The sequence below is a fragment of the Pseudomonas sp. M1 genome (assembly GCF_022760135.1).
Lineage (GTDB): Bacteria > Pseudomonadota > Gammaproteobacteria > Pseudomonadales > Pseudomonadaceae > Pseudomonas > Pseudomonas citronellolis.
In genome coordinates, this window is the sequence record NZ_CP094343.1 from 5410853 (window position 1) to 5426254 (window position 15402).

Annotated in this window: 17 protein-coding genes; 16 read left to right on the forward strand and 1 reads right to left on the reverse strand. The window is 66.1% G+C overall.

The genetic code is table 11. The features are described 5' to 3' along the window. Positions 1 to 61 precede the first annotated feature (61 nt). From PM1_RS23860 to PM1_RS23890, 7 genes are all read left to right on the forward strand, one after another. Positions 62 to 841: a PFL_4669 family integrating conjugative element protein gene (locus tag PM1_RS23860; RefSeq protein WP_009618206.1), complete on the forward strand. Its 780-nt coding sequence runs from the start codon at positions 62 to 64 to the stop codon at positions 839 to 841. Further along, complete coding sequence (locus PM1_RS23865; protein WP_009618205.1) at positions 838 to 1386, forward strand: DUF3158 family protein; 549 nt, start codon at positions 838 to 840, stop codon at positions 1384 to 1386. The genes PM1_RS23860 and PM1_RS23865 overlap by 4 nt, the downstream gene beginning before the upstream one ends. Then, on the forward strand, positions 1383 to 1766 hold the full coding sequence (locus tag PM1_RS23870) for a single-stranded DNA-binding protein (protein ID WP_003141056.1): 384 nt from the start codon (positions 1383 to 1385) through the stop codon (positions 1764 to 1766). Before PM1_RS23865 ends, PM1_RS23870 begins: the two co-directional genes overlap by 4 nt. 295 nt (positions 1767 to 2061) lie before the next feature. Next, positions 2062 to 4092, forward strand: a complete 2031-nt coding sequence (locus PM1_RS23875) for a DNA topoisomerase III (protein ID WP_009618204.1) — start codon at positions 2062 to 2064, stop codon at positions 4090 to 4092. 806 nt (positions 4093 to 4898) lie between these two features. Continuing rightward, the gene (locus PM1_RS23880; RefSeq protein ID WP_009618203.1) at positions 4899 to 5150 is read left to right on the forward strand and encodes a hypothetical protein; all 252 of its coding nucleotides are present in this window, start codon (positions 4899 to 4901) and stop codon (positions 5148 to 5150) included. Positions 5151 to 5175: 25 nt separating this feature from the next. Beyond that, the gene (locus tag PM1_RS23885; protein WP_009618202.1) at positions 5176 to 5568 is read left to right on the forward strand and encodes a hypothetical protein; all 393 of its coding nucleotides are present in this window, start codon (positions 5176 to 5178) and stop codon (positions 5566 to 5568) included. 222 nt (positions 5569 to 5790) lie between these two features. Continuing rightward, positions 5791 to 6507 carry a DUF5983 family protein gene (locus tag PM1_RS23890; RefSeq protein WP_009618201.1) on the forward strand — a complete coding sequence of 239 codons (717 nt, stop codon included), beginning with the start codon at positions 5791 to 5793 and terminating at the stop codon, positions 6505 to 6507. A gap of 58 nt (positions 6508 to 6565) precedes the next feature. Here PM1_RS23890 and PM1_RS23895 read toward each other — a convergent pair whose 3' ends face one another. Beyond that, positions 6566 to 7186, reverse strand: a complete 621-nt coding sequence (locus tag PM1_RS23895; RefSeq protein WP_024128194.1) for a LysE family translocator — start codon at positions 7184 to 7186, stop codon at positions 6566 to 6568. Positions 7187 to 7608: 422 nt separating this feature from the next. Here PM1_RS23895 and PM1_RS23900 point away from each other — a divergent pair, with 422 nt between their 5' ends. From PM1_RS23900 to PM1_RS23940, 9 genes are all read left to right on the forward strand, one after another. After that, positions 7609 to 8160: an STY4534 family ICE replication protein gene (locus PM1_RS23900; RefSeq protein WP_009618199.1), complete on the forward strand. Its 552-nt coding sequence runs from the start codon at positions 7609 to 7611 to the stop codon at positions 8158 to 8160. A gap of 55 nt (positions 8161 to 8215) precedes the next feature. Further along, positions 8216 to 8827: a DUF3275 family protein gene (locus PM1_RS23905; protein ID WP_009618198.1), complete on the forward strand. Its 612-nt coding sequence runs from the start codon at positions 8216 to 8218 to the stop codon at positions 8825 to 8827. Between the two features lie 89 nt (positions 8828 to 8916). Next, on the forward strand, positions 8917 to 9282 hold the full coding sequence (locus tag PM1_RS23910) for a hypothetical protein (protein ID WP_009618196.1): 366 nt from the start codon (positions 8917 to 8919) through the stop codon (positions 9280 to 9282). A gap of 84 nt (positions 9283 to 9366) precedes the next feature. Continuing rightward, positions 9367 to 10017, forward strand: a complete 651-nt coding sequence (locus tag PM1_RS23915) for a hypothetical protein (RefSeq protein WP_009618194.1) — start codon at positions 9367 to 9369, stop codon at positions 10015 to 10017. 65 nt (positions 10018 to 10082) lie between these two features. Further along, a complete protein-coding gene (locus tag PM1_RS23920; protein ID WP_009618192.1) occupies positions 10083 to 11192 on the forward strand; it encodes a DUF6094 domain-containing protein in 1110 nt (369 codons plus the stop codon). A gap of 103 nt (positions 11193 to 11295) precedes the next feature. Beyond that, on the forward strand, positions 11296 to 11601 hold the full coding sequence (locus tag PM1_RS23925) for a hypothetical protein (protein WP_009618190.1): 306 nt from the start codon (positions 11296 to 11298) through the stop codon (positions 11599 to 11601). Between the two features lie 110 nt (positions 11602 to 11711). Next, a complete protein-coding gene (locus PM1_RS23930; protein ID WP_009618188.1) occupies positions 11712 to 13985 on the forward strand; it encodes a helicase-related protein in 2274 nt (757 codons plus the stop codon). A gap of 139 nt (positions 13986 to 14124) precedes the next feature. Continuing rightward, on the forward strand, positions 14125 to 14709 hold the full coding sequence (pilL2, locus tag PM1_RS23935) for a PFGI-1 class ICE element type IV pilus protein PilL2 (RefSeq protein WP_009618186.1): 585 nt from the start codon (positions 14125 to 14127) through the stop codon (positions 14707 to 14709). Beyond that, a complete protein-coding gene (locus PM1_RS23940) occupies positions 14706 to 15353 on the forward strand; it encodes a hypothetical protein (RefSeq protein WP_009618184.1) in 648 nt (215 codons plus the stop codon). The genes pilL2 and PM1_RS23940 overlap by 4 nt, the downstream gene beginning before the upstream one ends. Positions 15354 to 15402 lie beyond the last annotated feature (49 nt).

Genomic DNA, 15402 nt, shown 5'->3' on the forward strand with positions numbered 1-15402 from the left:
TGACGGCCTTCCGGTCGGTGCCGATGCTGGCGACTCGTTCCGTTAATGCGAGTCGTCACCCATGGCCAATGAACCCCTGCAACTGAATCTCGGCTCGCTGCGCAGCGCGATGTCGCTGACGCTGCACACTCATCATGCTTCGCGCATCTGGCACGGCCGTGCGCCGACCGAGGGACGCGCCGGCATTATCGGTCTCAACGGCTTCATCAGCGCCATGAACAAGATGAAGCGCGGCGCCGAGCAGGACGATCCGTACTCCGATTTCTGGATGCTGCGTATCGAAGACAAGCTGGAGCAGACCAAGAGCACGCTGCAGGCGCTGCGCGAGCAGGTGGACCAGGCACTGGCCGATGTACCCCCGGCGCTGTCGCTGGGCGAGAACATGAACGTGCAGCCGGTGAAGCTGCCGCTGTTCGTGAACGCCCAGCTCGGCTTCATGGCGGTGTATCTGCTGGCCGACTACGACGACCTGGCACGCAAACTCATCCTGGCGCACCACACGGCGCTGATCGACCGCAGCACCTTGGAGCGCTGGCTCAATGATGGTGCGCACGCGCTGCGCAGCCTGTTCTCGCTGGCCCAGCAGTACCGCTACTCGGGCACGACGCGCGACGACTTCGCGGCGAAGAACGCGGCGGCGCGGGCGGCGTTGGAGAAATTCGGCGAGCTGCCGCTGGATGTGCTCGAAGGCACGCGCCGTTCGCGCTTTGCGCCACCGATCGCGCGGCGGACAACCAAGCCCAGCACGCCGCCTGCTGCGCCTGCCATCGTGCCCGATGCGCACGCTCCCACGGGTGGCGCAGCCAATCAGGCGACGGGTAGTGAGGGTGCTGACGCATGACGGCATCGCCCCCCATCGGTCACTCCACGCGCTTCGTGGCGCTGGAACAGGCGGACTTCCAGCGGCTGGAACACGCAGGCTACCTAAAAGGCCTTTTACAGCCTTTTAAGGGTAAGGGGAGTCTGGAGACCTGGGCCAGCCAGTGCACAGCGCTGCGCGACGACGTGATTGGCCTGGCGCAGCGGCGCGTGCTGCCCCAGGCGCGCACCTACCCATTCAGTCTGCTCGACGTGCAACTGGCCCAGCAGGCCACTGGTGCAGGGACGACCTTCCTGCGCTGGCGCAACCTCGACCGTTCCTCCATGGGCGTGGCGTTGTGGGAGGCCCTGCTGGCCAACCCCGCGACGCCGGCCTCGCTGATCGACGAACTGTACGCGATGGAACTGCAGCGCATCGTGCTGAACATGCAGATCAGCCTGACCCACAGCATCGCTCGCCAAGCGCTGGAATGCGCCAACAAGGCCGCGCAGGCCGAAGCGGCTTACCTGCGGCGCGTCCACGGGCATGCCGCGTCCGTTCCACCCACCACCAAGGAGTCACCATGAGCACGCACTTCGTCGGCGAGGGCAACATCGGTTCTGCGCCGGACTACCGCGAATTTCCGAACGGCAACGACGAGCCGCGCCGGCTGCTTCGCCTGAACGTCTACTTCGACAACCCGATCCCGAAGAAGGACGGCGAGTACGAAGATCGCGGCGGTTTCTGGGCACCGGTGGAGCTGTGGCACCGCGACGCCGAGCACTGGAAGACGCTGTACCAGAAAGGCATGCGGGTGCTGGTCGAGGGCCGCACCGTGCGCGACGAATGGGAGGACGCCGACGAGAACGAGCGCGTGACGTTCAAGGTCGAGGCGCGGCGCGTGGGCATCCTGCCGTACCGCATCGAGTCGGTGGCGCTCAGCACCAAGCCGGCCGGCGGACAGTAATTTCGCCCATCGCCGTTCCCCCGAGGGCGGCTGTAGCAACCGTCATACGCCCGCGATGCACCAGCGAGCTATCCCCAGGGGATAGCTCCAAGGTCGTCCACAGAGTTCCAGCCGCCCTCCCGTAACGACGCTCTTGCTGTGCCAGCTCCTGCGGTCTATGCGCACTGCTGCGGCAACGGACCGCCTGCCGATCACAAAGCGGTGTCTGCATCGATCGGCTTCCTTGCTGCCGGCATCTCCTGGCCCCGCCAAGCTGACGCCCATCCGATGAACCGCACATTTTCAAGGAGGCTTCATGCGCGTGTTCCTGTGCGAGAAGCCGTCCCAGGGCAAGGAAATCGCCCGTGTGCTGGGTGCCGGCCAACGCGGCAACGGCTGCTACAGCGGCGCCGGTGTCGTCGTGACCTGGTGCATCGGTCATCTGGTGGAGGCGGTTCCGCCCGAAGGCTACGGCGAGCAATACAAGCGCTGGGCCATCGAGCAACTGCCCATTCTTCCTGAGCGTTGGCGTGTCGAGCCCAAGGCGGCGACCGCAGCGCAATTCAAGGTCGTGCAGCAGCTCGTCGCCAAGGCGGGCGAGCTGGTGATTGCGACCGACGCCGACCGCGAGGGCGAGATGATCGCCCGCGAGATCATCGACCTGTGCGGCTACCGCGGGCCGATTCAGCGCCTGTGGCTGTCGGCGCTCAACGATGCGTCGGTCCGCAAAGCGCTGGGTGCGCTCAAGCCGTCCACCGAGACGCTGCCGCTGTATTTCTCCGCACTCGCCCGATCGCGCGCCGACTGGCTGATCGGGATGAACCTGAGCCGCTTGTTCACACTGCTGGGGCGCCAGGCCGGCTACTCCGGCGTGCTGTCGGTGGGCCGCGTGCAGACACCGACGCTGAAGTTGGTCGTGGACCGCGATCGCGAGATCGCGCGCTTCGTCTGCGTACCGTTCTGGGCCATCGAGGTTGCGCTATCGCATGCAGGCCAGTCCTTCGTCGCAAACTGGACGCCGCCGCAAGGCAGCACCGACGATGCGGGCCGCTGCCTGCAACAGCCGGTGGCGCAGCAGGCCGCCGAGCGCCTGCGCACGGCCGGCTCCGCCCAGGTGCTGTCGGTAGAAACCGAGCGCGTTCGCGAAGGGCCGCCGCTGCCGTTCGACCTGGGCACGCTGCAGGAGGTGTGCTCCAAGCAGTTGGGCCTCGACGTGCAGGAAACGCTGGACATTGCCCAGGCGCTGTACGAGACGCACAAGGCGACAACGTATCCGCGCTCGGATTCGGGCTACCTGCCCGAGAGCATGCTGGCCGAGGTGCCGGCCGTGCTCGACAGCCTGGTCAAGACCGATCCCAGCCTGCGGCCGTTGATCGACCGCCTGGACCGCCAGCAGCGTTCGCGAGCGTGGAACGACGGCAAGGTCACGGCGCATCACGGCATCATCCCCACGCTGGAGCCAGCCAACCTCTCGGCGATGACCGACAAGGAGTTGGCCGTCTACCGGCTGATCCGCGCCCACTACCTCGCGCAGTTCCTGCCGCATCACGAGTTTGACCGGACGGTGGCGCAGCTCACGTTCGGCGGGCAGTCGCTGGTGGCGGTCGGCAAGCAGATCGCGACGGCCGGATGGCGCCAGGTGCTGGCGGCGCCGGCCCTTGACGACACGGACGGAGAGGATGCACGGCGCGGCCAAGTATTGCCAGCGTTGAAGGCTGGCGATGCCTGTCAGGTCGGCGAGGTCGAGCTGAAGGCATTGAAGACGCTGCCGCCCAAGCCCTACACGCAGGGCGAGCTGGTCAAGGCCATGAAGGGCGTCGCCAAGCTCGTGACTGACCCGCGCCTGAAGCAGAAGCTGAAGGACACCACGGGCATCGGCACCGAGGCCACGCGCGCCAACATCATCAGCGGGCTGCTGGCCCGCGGCTATCTCTTGAAGAAAGGCCGCGCCATCCGCGCATCGGATGCGGCCTTCACGTTGATCGACGCCGTGCCGGCGGCCATCGCCGACCCGGGGACCACGGCGGTGTGGGAGCAGGCACTGGACATGATCGAGGCCGGCCAGATGACGTTGGACACCTTCATCGCCAAGCAATCGAGCTGGGTCGCCCAGCTCGTGCAGCAGTACCGCAGCGCCACGCTCGCCATCAAGCTGCCGCCCGCGCCGAACTGCCCGCAATGCGGCGCCCCGATGCGCCGGCGTAGCGGCAAGAGCGGCGCGTTCTGGTCGTGCAGCCGCTACCCGGACTGCAAGGGCACGCAGCCGGTCGAAGATGCCCCGGCAGGCAAGCGCGGCGCATCCGGTCGCACCTCCAGGACACCGCGCCGGCGCCCCAAGGCGAACTGACGCCCACGCCTCCCTCTGCCCCGCCGGCCCTTGCGGACGGCGGGGCAAACCTCCCGCGCCCCGCGGGACTCCCCAGCGCGCGTTCCCTTCTGCAACGGTGTGCGCGTCCTGCACAGGCCAATCACGGCTTGCAGGGCGAGAAGGTCATTGCTCCGTCGAACCGCGCTCGCCGCGGTTCCGTTGATCGAGGTGTTTCCGTCCATCCACGAGCGGTCTCCTGACGCCTTGGCCCGCAAGGCTGCGAGGTGCCAGGAGACCGCTTGCGGTCGACGGTATTCGGTGCCGGTGCCCGCCGGCGGAACAACGGGTTCCCTTTGTGTGTGGATACACGCCAGAGGATGCCGGCCCCAGCCACGAAACGGGCCGGGTGAGATTGCTGACGCAGCGAATGGCTTTGACGACGGCCTGGCCTGCTTGCAGCCCACAGGTGGATTGATTCCTCTCCAGCCGAAGCCTTGCGGGGCTTCGGCGCCTTTGTCGTGGGCGGAAGGATCGTGCACTGCTGCTGCCGGCAGTGCTCGGGCCAAACCGGACGGCGCGCGGTTCCGTTTGATCGGCGACGGCACGGTGCCGCGCTTCCATCCTTCCCGCGTGTGTCGCTGACGGTCGTCAGCACCATGCCCTGGCAGCCTCGGTCCTCAAGGCTGCAACGCGGTTCGCCGCGTTGACCGATCCGGTCCGCTTCGCACCGCCCCCCGCGGACGCGCGTCGCCACGACGCCGGTGTTTTCGATGTTCAACCCTTCGGGACGTATCCGCTCCCGACAGGGCGTGGTGCTCCCGGTCTTCAACCACCAGGAGAAACCCATGTCCCTTTCGTTCGCATCGGCACCTTTGAGTGCTGAACAGGCCCGCGCCGAATCCATCGGCTACCAGGCCCTGGCCTACGTCGGCAAGCGCCTGCCCCTGCAGGTGCTGTGCAGCGCGGCCGGCCATTACATCGGCACCGCCGATGCGGACGGTCCCGTCTCGCGCGAGTCGGTCAGCTACTTCCGCTCGCACCACGCCGCCGAGCACGCCCTGCAAACGGGCCGCTGGCAGCAGCGCCTCAACCCGTGATGTCCAACCACCAGGAGCCCATGTCATGAACCGTGCCCTGCCTCAAGACATACTTGATCAGATCGAGCTGGAACACCAGCACTTCGCCGCCGCGCCCCAAGCCTTCTTCGAGGCGTGGAAACGCGGCGTCAACATCGCCGGAGCCGAATGGTTCGGCGACGGCACCCGCGAGGGCCTGCAGCGTGCCACTACCAAGTGGGATCTGCGGCCGAAGCTGCTGATGCTCAATGACGCCCTCGGCGTGCTGAGCAGCGGTCAGCGGATGTTCCTGTCCGCGATGGTGAGCTTCTACAACGCCCGCGAGGGCGGCGCGATGCTCAAGCGTTGCGGCTTCGAGGGGCTGTCCGACCTCGGCGGTCTCGACCTGGAACGGCGCAAGGTCATCGCCGACCTGACGCTGCACTACAGCGGCTGGTGAGCCACGCACGGCACACCATCGTCCTTTCATCCCACCCCACAAGGGACATGCGTCCCCACGCGGGGCCATGTCCCTCCTTCTTCAAAGGAGCGGCCATGTACCGACACCACACCATCTGCTGATTTTCGCGAGCGCCGGCTGACCGGCTGCCACTTCATTCACTCGCTGGGGTTCAATCCCCAGCAGGGGATTGCCTTGGCCATCCCTTGCTGGAGAGATCCCATGTCCCATTCCAACAATCCCTTCGTCCGTGGCTACGATGGCCTGTCCGTGCGACGGCTGCTCGCCATTTCCTACGACGACGATTGCCCGCTGAGCCATCTCCCGCTGCACGCCTCGCAGGCGCACTTGCCTGACAGCCAGATCGAGCGCCACGCTTGCATCTTCGGCGACGACTTCGCGCTGATCACCGAACGCCAGGACGTGCCGCCCGAGTTGGAGGCGCAATGCCGCAGCCACGGCATCGTCCGCACGGTGGTCTATGCCGTGATGGCAGAAGAGGCGGGCCAGCCGCTCCACGTCGGCGACGCCTGCACCGAGGAAGCCGCACGCGAGGTGGTACGGCGCCTGAAATTCGAGACCGGCTTCTACAGTCGGGCCTGGGAAATCAGCAGCGGCCACCTCACCGACGAGGCGAACCGCTACCTGGCCGAACTGGCGGACATCGCCACGCCGACGCGCTTCCTGTTCATCGCCTTTCGCATCCCGTACTCCCCGGCAATTGGCGTGAAGCTGATCGCCACCCCATGGACGGATGACAATCTGCAACAGGTTGAAGGCATCACCGCCGTGCGCCTGCGGCAGGAACACCGCAGGAAAGGCATGCCCGAATGTCTCGTCGAGGTATTGCACCTGGCCGCGCTGGCCGACGTGCGCATGCTGGTGTTCGACGCCGATGCGCCGATCCTCGAAGGATTGACGCTGTACGAAAACGAGTAGCCCCTCTTGAGCCCCTGCGAGGGGCTCTTCTTCTTGGTGGAACGCGGTGTCAAGCCGATCAAGCGCCTTTGGCCAGCAGATATCCACCCGCTCCGATCATCAACGCGCCCGTCGTCACGCGAACCGGCCGCTTGAAAGGCAAGTCCTTGGACGCGGAAACGACCGCGCGCGCAGCCACCGCGTAAGCGACCTTGACGCCGCCCACGGCGACGACGGTGATTGCGGCGATGAGGCTTGCATCAAAGGCCGTCAGAGCGGAAACGTCGACGAAGACGGGGAACAGTGCCGCATAGAAGAAAACCGCCTTCACATCCCCGAGCGTCAAGATCATGCCAGCGGCAAAGCTTGCCCAGATGCCACCGGTCTCATGATTCCCCCTGGGCTTGGGTGGCTGGTCGCGATGTCGGATCAGTCCCACGCCAATCCATATGAGGTAGGCCGCGGCGACGTAGCGCAGCACGGCGAAGACGCCTCCCATGACTTCGACCGCGGCCACGAGTCCCGCAATTGCCAGAACGACGAAGAGCAGGTCGCCCACGACAATCCCCAGTGCAGTGGCAACACCATGGCGTACCCCAAGCGTTGCGGACCGGACAACCACCAGGGCCACACTCGAACTGGGCATCGCAGCGAGCGCGATCATGGCAAGGAACAGAGACAGGGCAGCGATTGCGGTCATTGGACGGCCGAATCCAGAAGGCGCGGGGCGCGCGAAGAGACATTATCACCGTGTCGTCGGCAGAGGGCGCACCTGACCGCCGTGCAACATCACGCCCGGCCACATTCGGTGCCATACAGCAGGAATGTGGATGGGCGCAAATGCCGATTGCCGCTCGCCCGCACACCACCCTGACGCCACGCTCACTGCCATGTTCTGCTGACTTGCGTCAGCAACATGCCCAGGTCGTCACGGTCTTCAAGACGACGACGCGGTTCCGACCGCGTTGATCACCCCAGTTCGCACCGGCATCCATGCGCGAACGGCCATCGGTTCTCGATGGCGATGCCACCAAGCTGTTCCATCAACCCACGCGGGGGTTCCACACCTTCCCCGCCTTGGGTCGGGTGTGTCTCCGCCTCATTGTTCCCAGGAGATTCACCATGACCACTTCCACCGAAAAGTCCTACTTCGATCTGCACATCACCGGCCTCGGGTACCTTAATCGCATCCGCGAAGTGAAGCCCAAGAAAGGCGATGCGTTCCTGGCCTGCGACATCGCGGCCCTGAACGGTCCCAGCGATGACGTCTCGTATGTGCGTTTCGACACGCGCGTATCGGGTTTGGAAACGCAGCACCTGGTGCGCCGCTGCATTCAGGCGGTCGACGCCGAGAAGAAGGTGATGATCGGCTTCCGCCTGGGCGACCTGTGGACCGACACCTTCACCTACTCCAGGGGCAAGCGTGCCGGCGAGCAGGGTGTGAGCCTCAAGGCCCGCCTGCTGTTCGTCAGCTGGATCAAGGTCGACGGCAAGCTCGTCTACAAGGCAGAACCCAAGCCGACCGAGACCGACGAGCGCGACCCGGAAGTCCCTGTGACGTCCGACGCGCCCGCTGCGCAGCAAGCCTCGGCACCGGAGCCTTCCAAGCCCGTCGCCGATGCTGCCGACGACGCTGCCGATGCCCCCGCATTGGCCGTTGCCGAGTCGTTCTGATCCGCAAGGTCCCATTCCCGGGGCCTTGTCTTCTCTTCGTCAGCAGGAGACCTTCATGATCACCATCCCCGGCCAACTGGCCATCAAGACCATCCACGGCAGGAACGGCGACTTCAACGTCGGCCGCCTGGCGACCTCGATCGGCGAGTTCGTCGTGAAGAACGCCGAACTCGATCAGTACCGCGAGGGCAAGTACGACGGTGATTTCGTCATCGTCGAGATTCGCCCCTCCACGTACAACGCCAACGGCCGCATGGTCATCGAGATCCGCGCCCATCTGGGCGGGATGACGCTGTCCAACATCGACGCCCTGAGCCGCGACGAAGCCCACCGGCTGAGTCCGCAGGAAGTCGATCCAATCGACGAGGAGGCGCAGGCGCCCGTGCCGGCAACGCCCCCGGCCAAGCCGAAGGCGAAGCCGCGCAGTCCGCGCGATCCCCTGGTCGATACCACGCCGTTCGGCAGCGAACCGGCTCCCGTGTCCGCTGCGGCCTCAGCCGAGGCAGACGACGCGGCGCTGTTCGGTGCCTTGTGGCCCCTGGGCGAGACCGTGAAGCTCGATGCGACCGTGGATCGTCGTGTGCTGCGTCAGCAGCGCGACCGTCTCGACAAGCTGGGCTACGAGTTCGCTCCGTTGTCCCAGGACTGGCACCTCAAAGCTGCCTGATCCATCCGCCGCCTTGCGCGGCATTCCGCCACCCGCCGGGGTTCTCCCCCGACGGGGAGGGCTCCGGCCTTTTCTTCAAGGAGACCCTCATGGGCTGGACCTTCGTTCGTCAGACGCGCGATCAGTTGATCCGCGAGCTGATCGCTCCGCAGGCGTCCGAACGCGCTTGCTGCGAAGTCATCGACCACACGCTGGACGGCGACGTTCTGTGGACCGTGGTTCGCGTCACCGCCAGGCAGACGGGCGTCATGGGCCTCACGGCCGGTGAGTCCGTCTGCTACATCGGCTGCCACCTGCTGGAAAGCTCGGGCGGCGATTGGGGCTACAAGTCCCTCGATGAGTCCGTGCATCCCTACTACTACTCGTGCCCGCTGCGCTATCTCGACATGGCGCCGGTGCAAAGCCCCGAGTGGCGCGAGCGGGTTCACCGCTTCCACGCGGGGCGCGCTGTCTAGCGGCACGCATCTTCCTTCACCCAACCGGGGCGAGCACGGCCCCGTGGGCTGTGGTTGCTCCTTCTTTTCCAAGAGGACATCAACATGCCTGCACCTTCTTCCGCGAAACCGCTGTACCGCATCGACGAATGCCCGGACCTCATGGCCGACGGTTGCGTCGGTGACGAGCAGGGCAATCTGGTCTTTCTCTCGATCTGGGCGCGCGACACCGCCGTTCAGGAGTTCCTCGCCCGCCTGACCCTCGGCCGGGATGAACAGGGGCTCGACCAGTTCCACGTCATCACCGGGCAGGGCGCATCCATCCCGGTCTTCGTCGGCAACGTCGAGAACCTGGAAAAGCGCATCACCCGTGCCTATCGGCGAACGCTGTTCGGTTCGCTGACGAATGTGTGGCTGTTCGATCGTCGCTGCGTGAAGCCAGACAAGGCCAACGCCAGCGCGCTGGCGCTTCTGCCCAGGGATTCCGCTCACCGGCGCGACCGGCTGTGGACGCTGGTGCAGGACACCTGCCCGCTGCCACTGCTCGACCACTGGCGCGACACCGTGCTGGCGCTGTTGCAGACACGGCGGATGCTGACCGGTCTTCCCTTGGCCCTCGGGCCGCTGGAAGGCCATCGGCTGGCCCTCGATGTCCCGGCGCTGACGAAGGCGCTGGGCGAGCTGATCCGCAACGGCACCCTCGGCGCCACGCAGTACGAACTGGCCGCGAACGCACCGCTTCGGCGTGTGGCGTGAGCCATCCCAACGGGCATGCGCGCCGCGCGTGCCCGCCTTCCTTCATCCATCACCAGGAGAAATCCATGGCACTCATGTTTCCGCGCCTGGCGCGCAACTTCATACGTAACGGATACTTCCCCACCGACGAGCCGACATTGGAGCGGGCCTTGTCCGCACTGGCGCCGTCTCCCGGCACCATGTCCATCCTCGATCCCTGCGCCGGCGAAGGCGTGGCGATCGCCGAAGCCGCCCACGCCCTCGGGCGCGAGCAGGTCAAGGCCTTCGCCGTCGAGTACGACGCCGAGCGTGCCCGCCACGCACGGCAACTGGTCGATCGCTGCATCCACGGCGACCTGATGGACACGCTGATCTCGCGCCAGTCCTTCGGGCTGCTGTGGCTGAACCCGCCGTATGGCGACCTGAGCAAGGACGTGAACGGCAACATCGGCTATCAGGGCCAGTGTCGTGCGCGGCTGGAAAAGCTGTTTTATCAGCGTGCGCTGCCGCTGCTGCAGTACGGCGGCGTGTTGATCTTCATCGTGCCGTCCTACGTGCTCGACGCCGAGCTGGTCGGATGGCTGACGCGCCACTTCGCCGACCTGCGTATCTACCGTGCGGTGGAGACCCAGTTCAAGCAGGTGGTGATCTTCGGTCGCAGGATCCGTCAGCGCGACCAGGCGTCGGAGTCGGCCAAGGCCGTGCGCGGTCTGCTGCTGCAGATCGGACAGGGCGACGCCGAAGCCGAGGAACTGCCGCTCGAATGGCCGTTCCTGCCGTACACCGTCCCTGCCAGCCCGGCCGAGCCGGAGCACTTCTATCGCGTGACGATGGAGCCCGAGCAGTTCGCCGATGAAGTCGGCCGGCTGCAAGGACTCTGGCCGGCGCTCGATACCCACCTGGGCGCCGCGCAGCAGTCGCTGCGTCCGCCCGCGCGGGCCTTGTCGCACTGGCATCTCGCCCTGGCCTTGGCCGCAGGCGCGATCTCCGGCGTGGTGACGTCCAAGAGCGGGCGCGTGCTCGTCGTCAAAGGTGATACCCACAAGGAGAAGACCCTCCAGACGGAGTACACCGAGCGCGACGACGGCTCCGTGGCCGAGACGCGCATCCTCACCGACAAGTTCGTGCCGGTCATTCGTGCATGGGACTTGACGCTGGGCTCGCCCACGTGGGGCGAAGTGCTGACCATCCGCTGATCGCTGTTCCCTGACGGTTCGCCGTCGCCTTCATCCACCCACCGGGGTCACGTTGCCCCCGATGGGGGTGCCGTGGCCCCTGCTTCCAGAAGGAGAAACCACCATGGCACTCGCAATCCTCAACCTCGCGTCACAAGCACGCTTTTCGCCCGGGCAGGTGGTCATGACCGCCGGCGTCGACGAGCTGGTCCGACAGGGCCGGCTCGACCCCACGCCGTACCTGCGCCGCCATCTTCATGGCGACTGGGGCGACCTGGACGACAGCGATCGACGGCAGAACGATGCCGCGCTGAAGTCCGGCGAGGATCGTCTTTTCTCGTCCTACCAGGTCACGCACGACCTGAAGCTCTGGATCATCACCGAATGGGATCGCAGCGTTACCACGCTGCTGTTGCCCAGCGAATACTGATCCGCATCCAGCGGCACCTACACGTTTCTTTGCCGCGTCTTTCTTCCCACCCACGGGCATGTCACCGCCCCGTGGGGGAGGCGCATGCCCCATTGCCTTGGAGCATCACCATGTCCCTCGATCTCGAAACCGTTCCCGAAACCGCTGTGCAGGGCGACCTGCTCGAAGTGGCCGCTTCACCCCTCACGCTCAGCCTGCAGGACTTCGTGTCCGAGTTCGGCGACGAGCTGCTTGATTCACTCAACCGCGCCAATCCTCCGGTCTACACCGGCCAGATGCGGGTGCATCGGCAAATGATCCTCGCCGCGCTCAAGCGCAAGCTGTTCCCCGCGCAAGCCGATGTGGTCCACGCCGTCACCGAACTGTTGGTCGATCGCGGCGAACGCGCCGCGATCGTCAATGGCGAGATGGGCTGCGGCAAGACGACAGTGGGTATTGCCACCGCCGCCGTGCTCAACGCCGAAGGCTACCGCCGTACCCTGGTGCTCTCGCCACCCCACCTGGTCTACAAGTGGCGGCGCGAGATCCAGGAGACGGTGGCCGGCGCCAAGGTCTGGGTGCTCAATGGCCCGGACACGCTGGTCAAGCTGCTGAAACTGCGCGAGCAGTTGGGCGTGCCGGCCCAGGGCCAGGAGTTCTTCGTCCTGGGCCGCGTACGGATGCGGATGGGGTTCCACTGGAAACCTGTCTTCGTCCGCCGGCGCACGCCTCACGGCGACGTGGGGGCCTGCCCGGATTGCGGGCATGTCATCACCGACCTCGACGGCGAGCCGATCAACCCGGTCGAACTCGAAGCCGAGGAGTCCCGCCGCAAGTGCAGCCACTGCCGTGCACCGCTGTGGTCGTTGATCCGTCCGAGGGGCTTGTCCGCGAGCGACCAGTCCTCCGCTGTCCTCAAAGCCTTGAAGCGCATCCCAACCATCGGGGAAGTCACCGCGCAGAAGCTGATGCAGAAGTTCGGTGACGCCTTCCTCGCGTCGATGCTCGGGGACAACATCCACGAGTTCATCAACCTGATGGACGACCGCGGCGAACTGGTCTTCTCGGACCGGCAAGCCCACCGGATGGAACGCGCGATGGCCAACATGGAGTTCGGCTTCGGCGAGGGCGGCTACCAGCCGTCCGAGTTCATCAAGAGGCAGCTTCCCCAAGGCACGTTCGACCTGCTCATCGCCGACGAGGCGCACGAGTACAAGAACGGCGGCTCCGCTCAGGGCCAGGCCATGGGGGTGTTGGCGGCCAAGGCGCGCAAGACGCTGCTGCTCACCGGCACGCTGATGGGCGGCTACGGTGACGACCTGTTCCACCTGCTGTTCCGAGCCCTGCCGGGGCGGATGATCGAAGACGGCTACCGGCCGACGAAGAGCGGCAGCATGACCTCGGCCGCGATGGCGTTCATGCGCGATCACGGCGTGCTCAAGGACATCTATTCCGAGAGCACCGGCACGGCGCACAAGACGGCCAAGGGCACCAAGGTATCGGTGCGCACGGTCAAGGCGCCGGGCTTCGGTCCGAAGGGCGTGCTGCGTTGCGTCCTGCCGTTCACCGTCTTCCTCAAGTTGAAGGACATCGGTGGCAACGTGCTGCCGCCCTACGACGAGGAGTTCCGCGAAGTCGCCATGGACACGGCGCAGGCCGCGGCCTACCGCGATCTGGCGGGTCGGCTGACCCAGGAGCTGAAGCAGGCCTTGGCGAAGCGCGACACGACACTGCTCGGGGTGGTCCTCAACGTGCTGCTGGCCTGGCCGGACTGCTGCTTTCGATCGGAAACCGTGGTGCATCCGCGCACGCGCAACACCTTGGCGTTCGTGCCGGCTCAGTTCAACGAGCTGGAGGTGATGCCCAAGGAACGCGAGCTGATCGAGATCTGCAAGCGGGAGAAGGCAGAGGGTCGCAAGACCCTGGTCTATTCGGTCTACACCGGCACGCGCGACACCACGTCGCGCTTGAAGGTGCTGCTGGAGCAGGAAGGCTTCAAGGTGGCGGTACTGCGCGCGAGCGTGGATGCCTCCCGCCGCGAGGACTGGATCGCCGAGCAGTTGGACCGTGGCATCGACGTGCTCATCACCAATCCCGAGCTGGTGAAAACCGGCCTGGACCTGCTGGAGTTCCCGACCATCGTGTTCCTCCAGAGCGGGTACAACGTGTACTCGCTGCAGCAGGCCGCCCGGCGTTCCTGGCGCATCGGCCAGAAGCAGCCGGTGCGCGTGATCTACCTCGGCTACGCCAACTCCTCGCAGATGACCTGCCTGGGGTTGATGGCCCGGAAGATCATGGTGTCGCAAAGCACGTCGGGCGACGTGCCGGAGTCCGGGCTCGATGTCCTGAACCAGGACGGTGATTCCGTCGAGGTGGCATTGGCACGACAGCTCGTGGCGGCATGATCCATGCGTTGCATGCCGGCGGCCCTATGGTCGCCGGCATTTTTCCTGGCAAATCGGGAGCCGACGGATTCGCTTTGTTTGCTGTGACAAAGGGCTGGCGTGGCGATGGTGATGGCTCGTTGTTTCAGGACACCGATCCATGCGCCCATCCCGCCAGCCCTTCCGTATCGCCGGACGCAGCCACCTGATCCGTTTGCCCGGCTTGCTCCTGGCCGCCATGGCCAGCGGCTGCGCGACGACGAACGCCGTGCCACCGACGCCCGCATCCGAAGCCATCGACATCGCGTCCGAAGCCGTGGCGGAGGTCGTGCCGGTGACGCGGTATGGCCGCTATACCCTGGTTGAACTCGCGCCGACGGCAGCCCAGCACGACCTGTTGCTGCAGGTGGTGGATGTGGATATCCCCGGCACGCTGGGCGCCACCGTCGGGGATGCGCTCCGGCACCTGGTCCTGCGCTCCGGCTACCGGCTGTGCGACGAGCAGTCCGCCGACCTGCTGGCCTTGCCGCTGCCGGCGGCTCACTACCGGCTCGGCCCGGTCCTGCTGCGCGATGCGCTCTTGACCCTGGCCGGCCCCGCCTGGGATCTGCAGGTCGACGACGGTGAGCGGAAGGTGTGCTTCATCCGCAGCCTCAGGGAGGCTCGTACGCCGCACGAGCCCAAGCCACCGGAAAGCAACCGTTCGCAGGAGACCCCTCCGCTGATCCGGGAGGTTTCGCCATGACCATCCGGGACTCAGCGACGGGCCAGCGCACGACGCTGCTGCGGGTCGCGGCCGCAACCTGGTTGTTGCTCGTCAGCGCTGTGGTGCTGGTGGATCACATGGCCTTGTCCGGGCTGGCGGAACAGACCCAGGCCTTCGCGCCCACCGCGCAGGTGTCCCTGCTCGAAACCCGAGTGGATGGCCTCTCGCATCGGATCGAACAACGCCATACTCAGCCCGCCGCCTTGCCGCAGGCGCGCTACGAGCAAGACACCGCGGCGTTGGACCAACGGCTGGCGGCGATCGAGCTGGCGCAGGCCCATTACGCCGCGACCGATGCGCTGCACGCATTGGAAACCCGCGTCACGCGACTGGAAGCCCGCCCGGTCTCGCGCCAGCCCAAGCTGCCCGCACCACGGCCATCCCAACCTGTGGCGGCCCAACCCAAGCCTGTTGAGCCTTCATTCCGCCTGATCGGAGTGGAACTGCGTGCGGGAGAGCATTTCGTGTCGGTGATGCCTGTCGGTGGCACCGGGCTGGCCGATGTCCGCCTGCTGCGCGCCGGAGAGTCGGCGGGTGGCTGGCGACTGGACGGGATCGAGCGCGATGGCGCCGTCTTCCGGCAGGGAGACGAGATCCGCAGGCTGCCCATCCCGCCCCGATAAGGAGGCCCACACCGATGGTCCCGCGCCACTTGACCCCGCCGTTGCTGGT

What these genes read in the sequence shown, in the direction of transcription:
- PM1_RS23860 (WP_009618206.1), top strand. Translation starts at nt 62, where the DNA reads ATGGCCAATGAACCCCTGCAACTGAATCTCGGCTCGCTGCGCAGCGCG.
- PM1_RS23865 (WP_009618205.1), top strand. Translation starts at nt 838, where the DNA reads ATGACGGCATCGCCCCCCATCGGTCACTCCACGCGCTTCGTGGCGCTG.
- PM1_RS23870 (WP_003141056.1), top strand. Translation starts at nt 1,383, where the DNA reads ATGAGCACGCACTTCGTCGGCGAGGGCAACATCGGTTCTGCGCCGGAC.
- PM1_RS23875 (WP_009618204.1), top strand. Translation starts at nt 2,062, where the DNA reads ATGCGCGTGTTCCTGTGCGAGAAGCCGTCCCAGGGCAAGGAAATCGCC.
- PM1_RS23880 (WP_009618203.1), top strand. Translation starts at nt 4,899, where the DNA reads ATGTCCCTTTCGTTCGCATCGGCACCTTTGAGTGCTGAACAGGCCCGC.
- PM1_RS23885 (WP_009618202.1), top strand. Translation starts at nt 5,176, where the DNA reads ATGAACCGTGCCCTGCCTCAAGACATACTTGATCAGATCGAGCTGGAA.
- PM1_RS23890 (WP_009618201.1), top strand. Translation starts at nt 5,791, where the DNA reads ATGTCCCATTCCAACAATCCCTTCGTCCGTGGCTACGATGGCCTGTCC.
- PM1_RS23895 (WP_024128194.1), bottom strand. Translation starts at nt 7,186, where the DNA reads ATGACCGCAATCGCTGCCCTGTCTCTGTTCCTTGCCATGATCGCGCTC.
- PM1_RS23900 (WP_009618199.1), top strand. Translation starts at nt 7,609, where the DNA reads ATGACCACTTCCACCGAAAAGTCCTACTTCGATCTGCACATCACCGGC.
- PM1_RS23905 (WP_009618198.1), top strand. Translation starts at nt 8,216, where the DNA reads ATGATCACCATCCCCGGCCAACTGGCCATCAAGACCATCCACGGCAGG.
- PM1_RS23910 (WP_009618196.1), top strand. Translation starts at nt 8,917, where the DNA reads ATGGGCTGGACCTTCGTTCGTCAGACGCGCGATCAGTTGATCCGCGAG.
- PM1_RS23915 (WP_009618194.1), top strand. Translation starts at nt 9,367, where the DNA reads ATGCCTGCACCTTCTTCCGCGAAACCGCTGTACCGCATCGACGAATGC.
- PM1_RS23920 (WP_009618192.1), top strand. Translation starts at nt 10,083, where the DNA reads ATGGCACTCATGTTTCCGCGCCTGGCGCGCAACTTCATACGTAACGGA.
- PM1_RS23925 (WP_009618190.1), top strand. Translation starts at nt 11,296, where the DNA reads ATGGCACTCGCAATCCTCAACCTCGCGTCACAAGCACGCTTTTCGCCC.
- PM1_RS23930 (WP_009618188.1), top strand. Translation starts at nt 11,712, where the DNA reads ATGTCCCTCGATCTCGAAACCGTTCCCGAAACCGCTGTGCAGGGCGAC.
- pilL2 (WP_009618186.1), top strand. Translation starts at nt 14,125, where the DNA reads ATGCGCCCATCCCGCCAGCCCTTCCGTATCGCCGGACGCAGCCACCTG.
- PM1_RS23940 (WP_009618184.1), top strand. Translation starts at nt 14,706, where the DNA reads ATGACCATCCGGGACTCAGCGACGGGCCAGCGCACGACGCTGCTGCGG.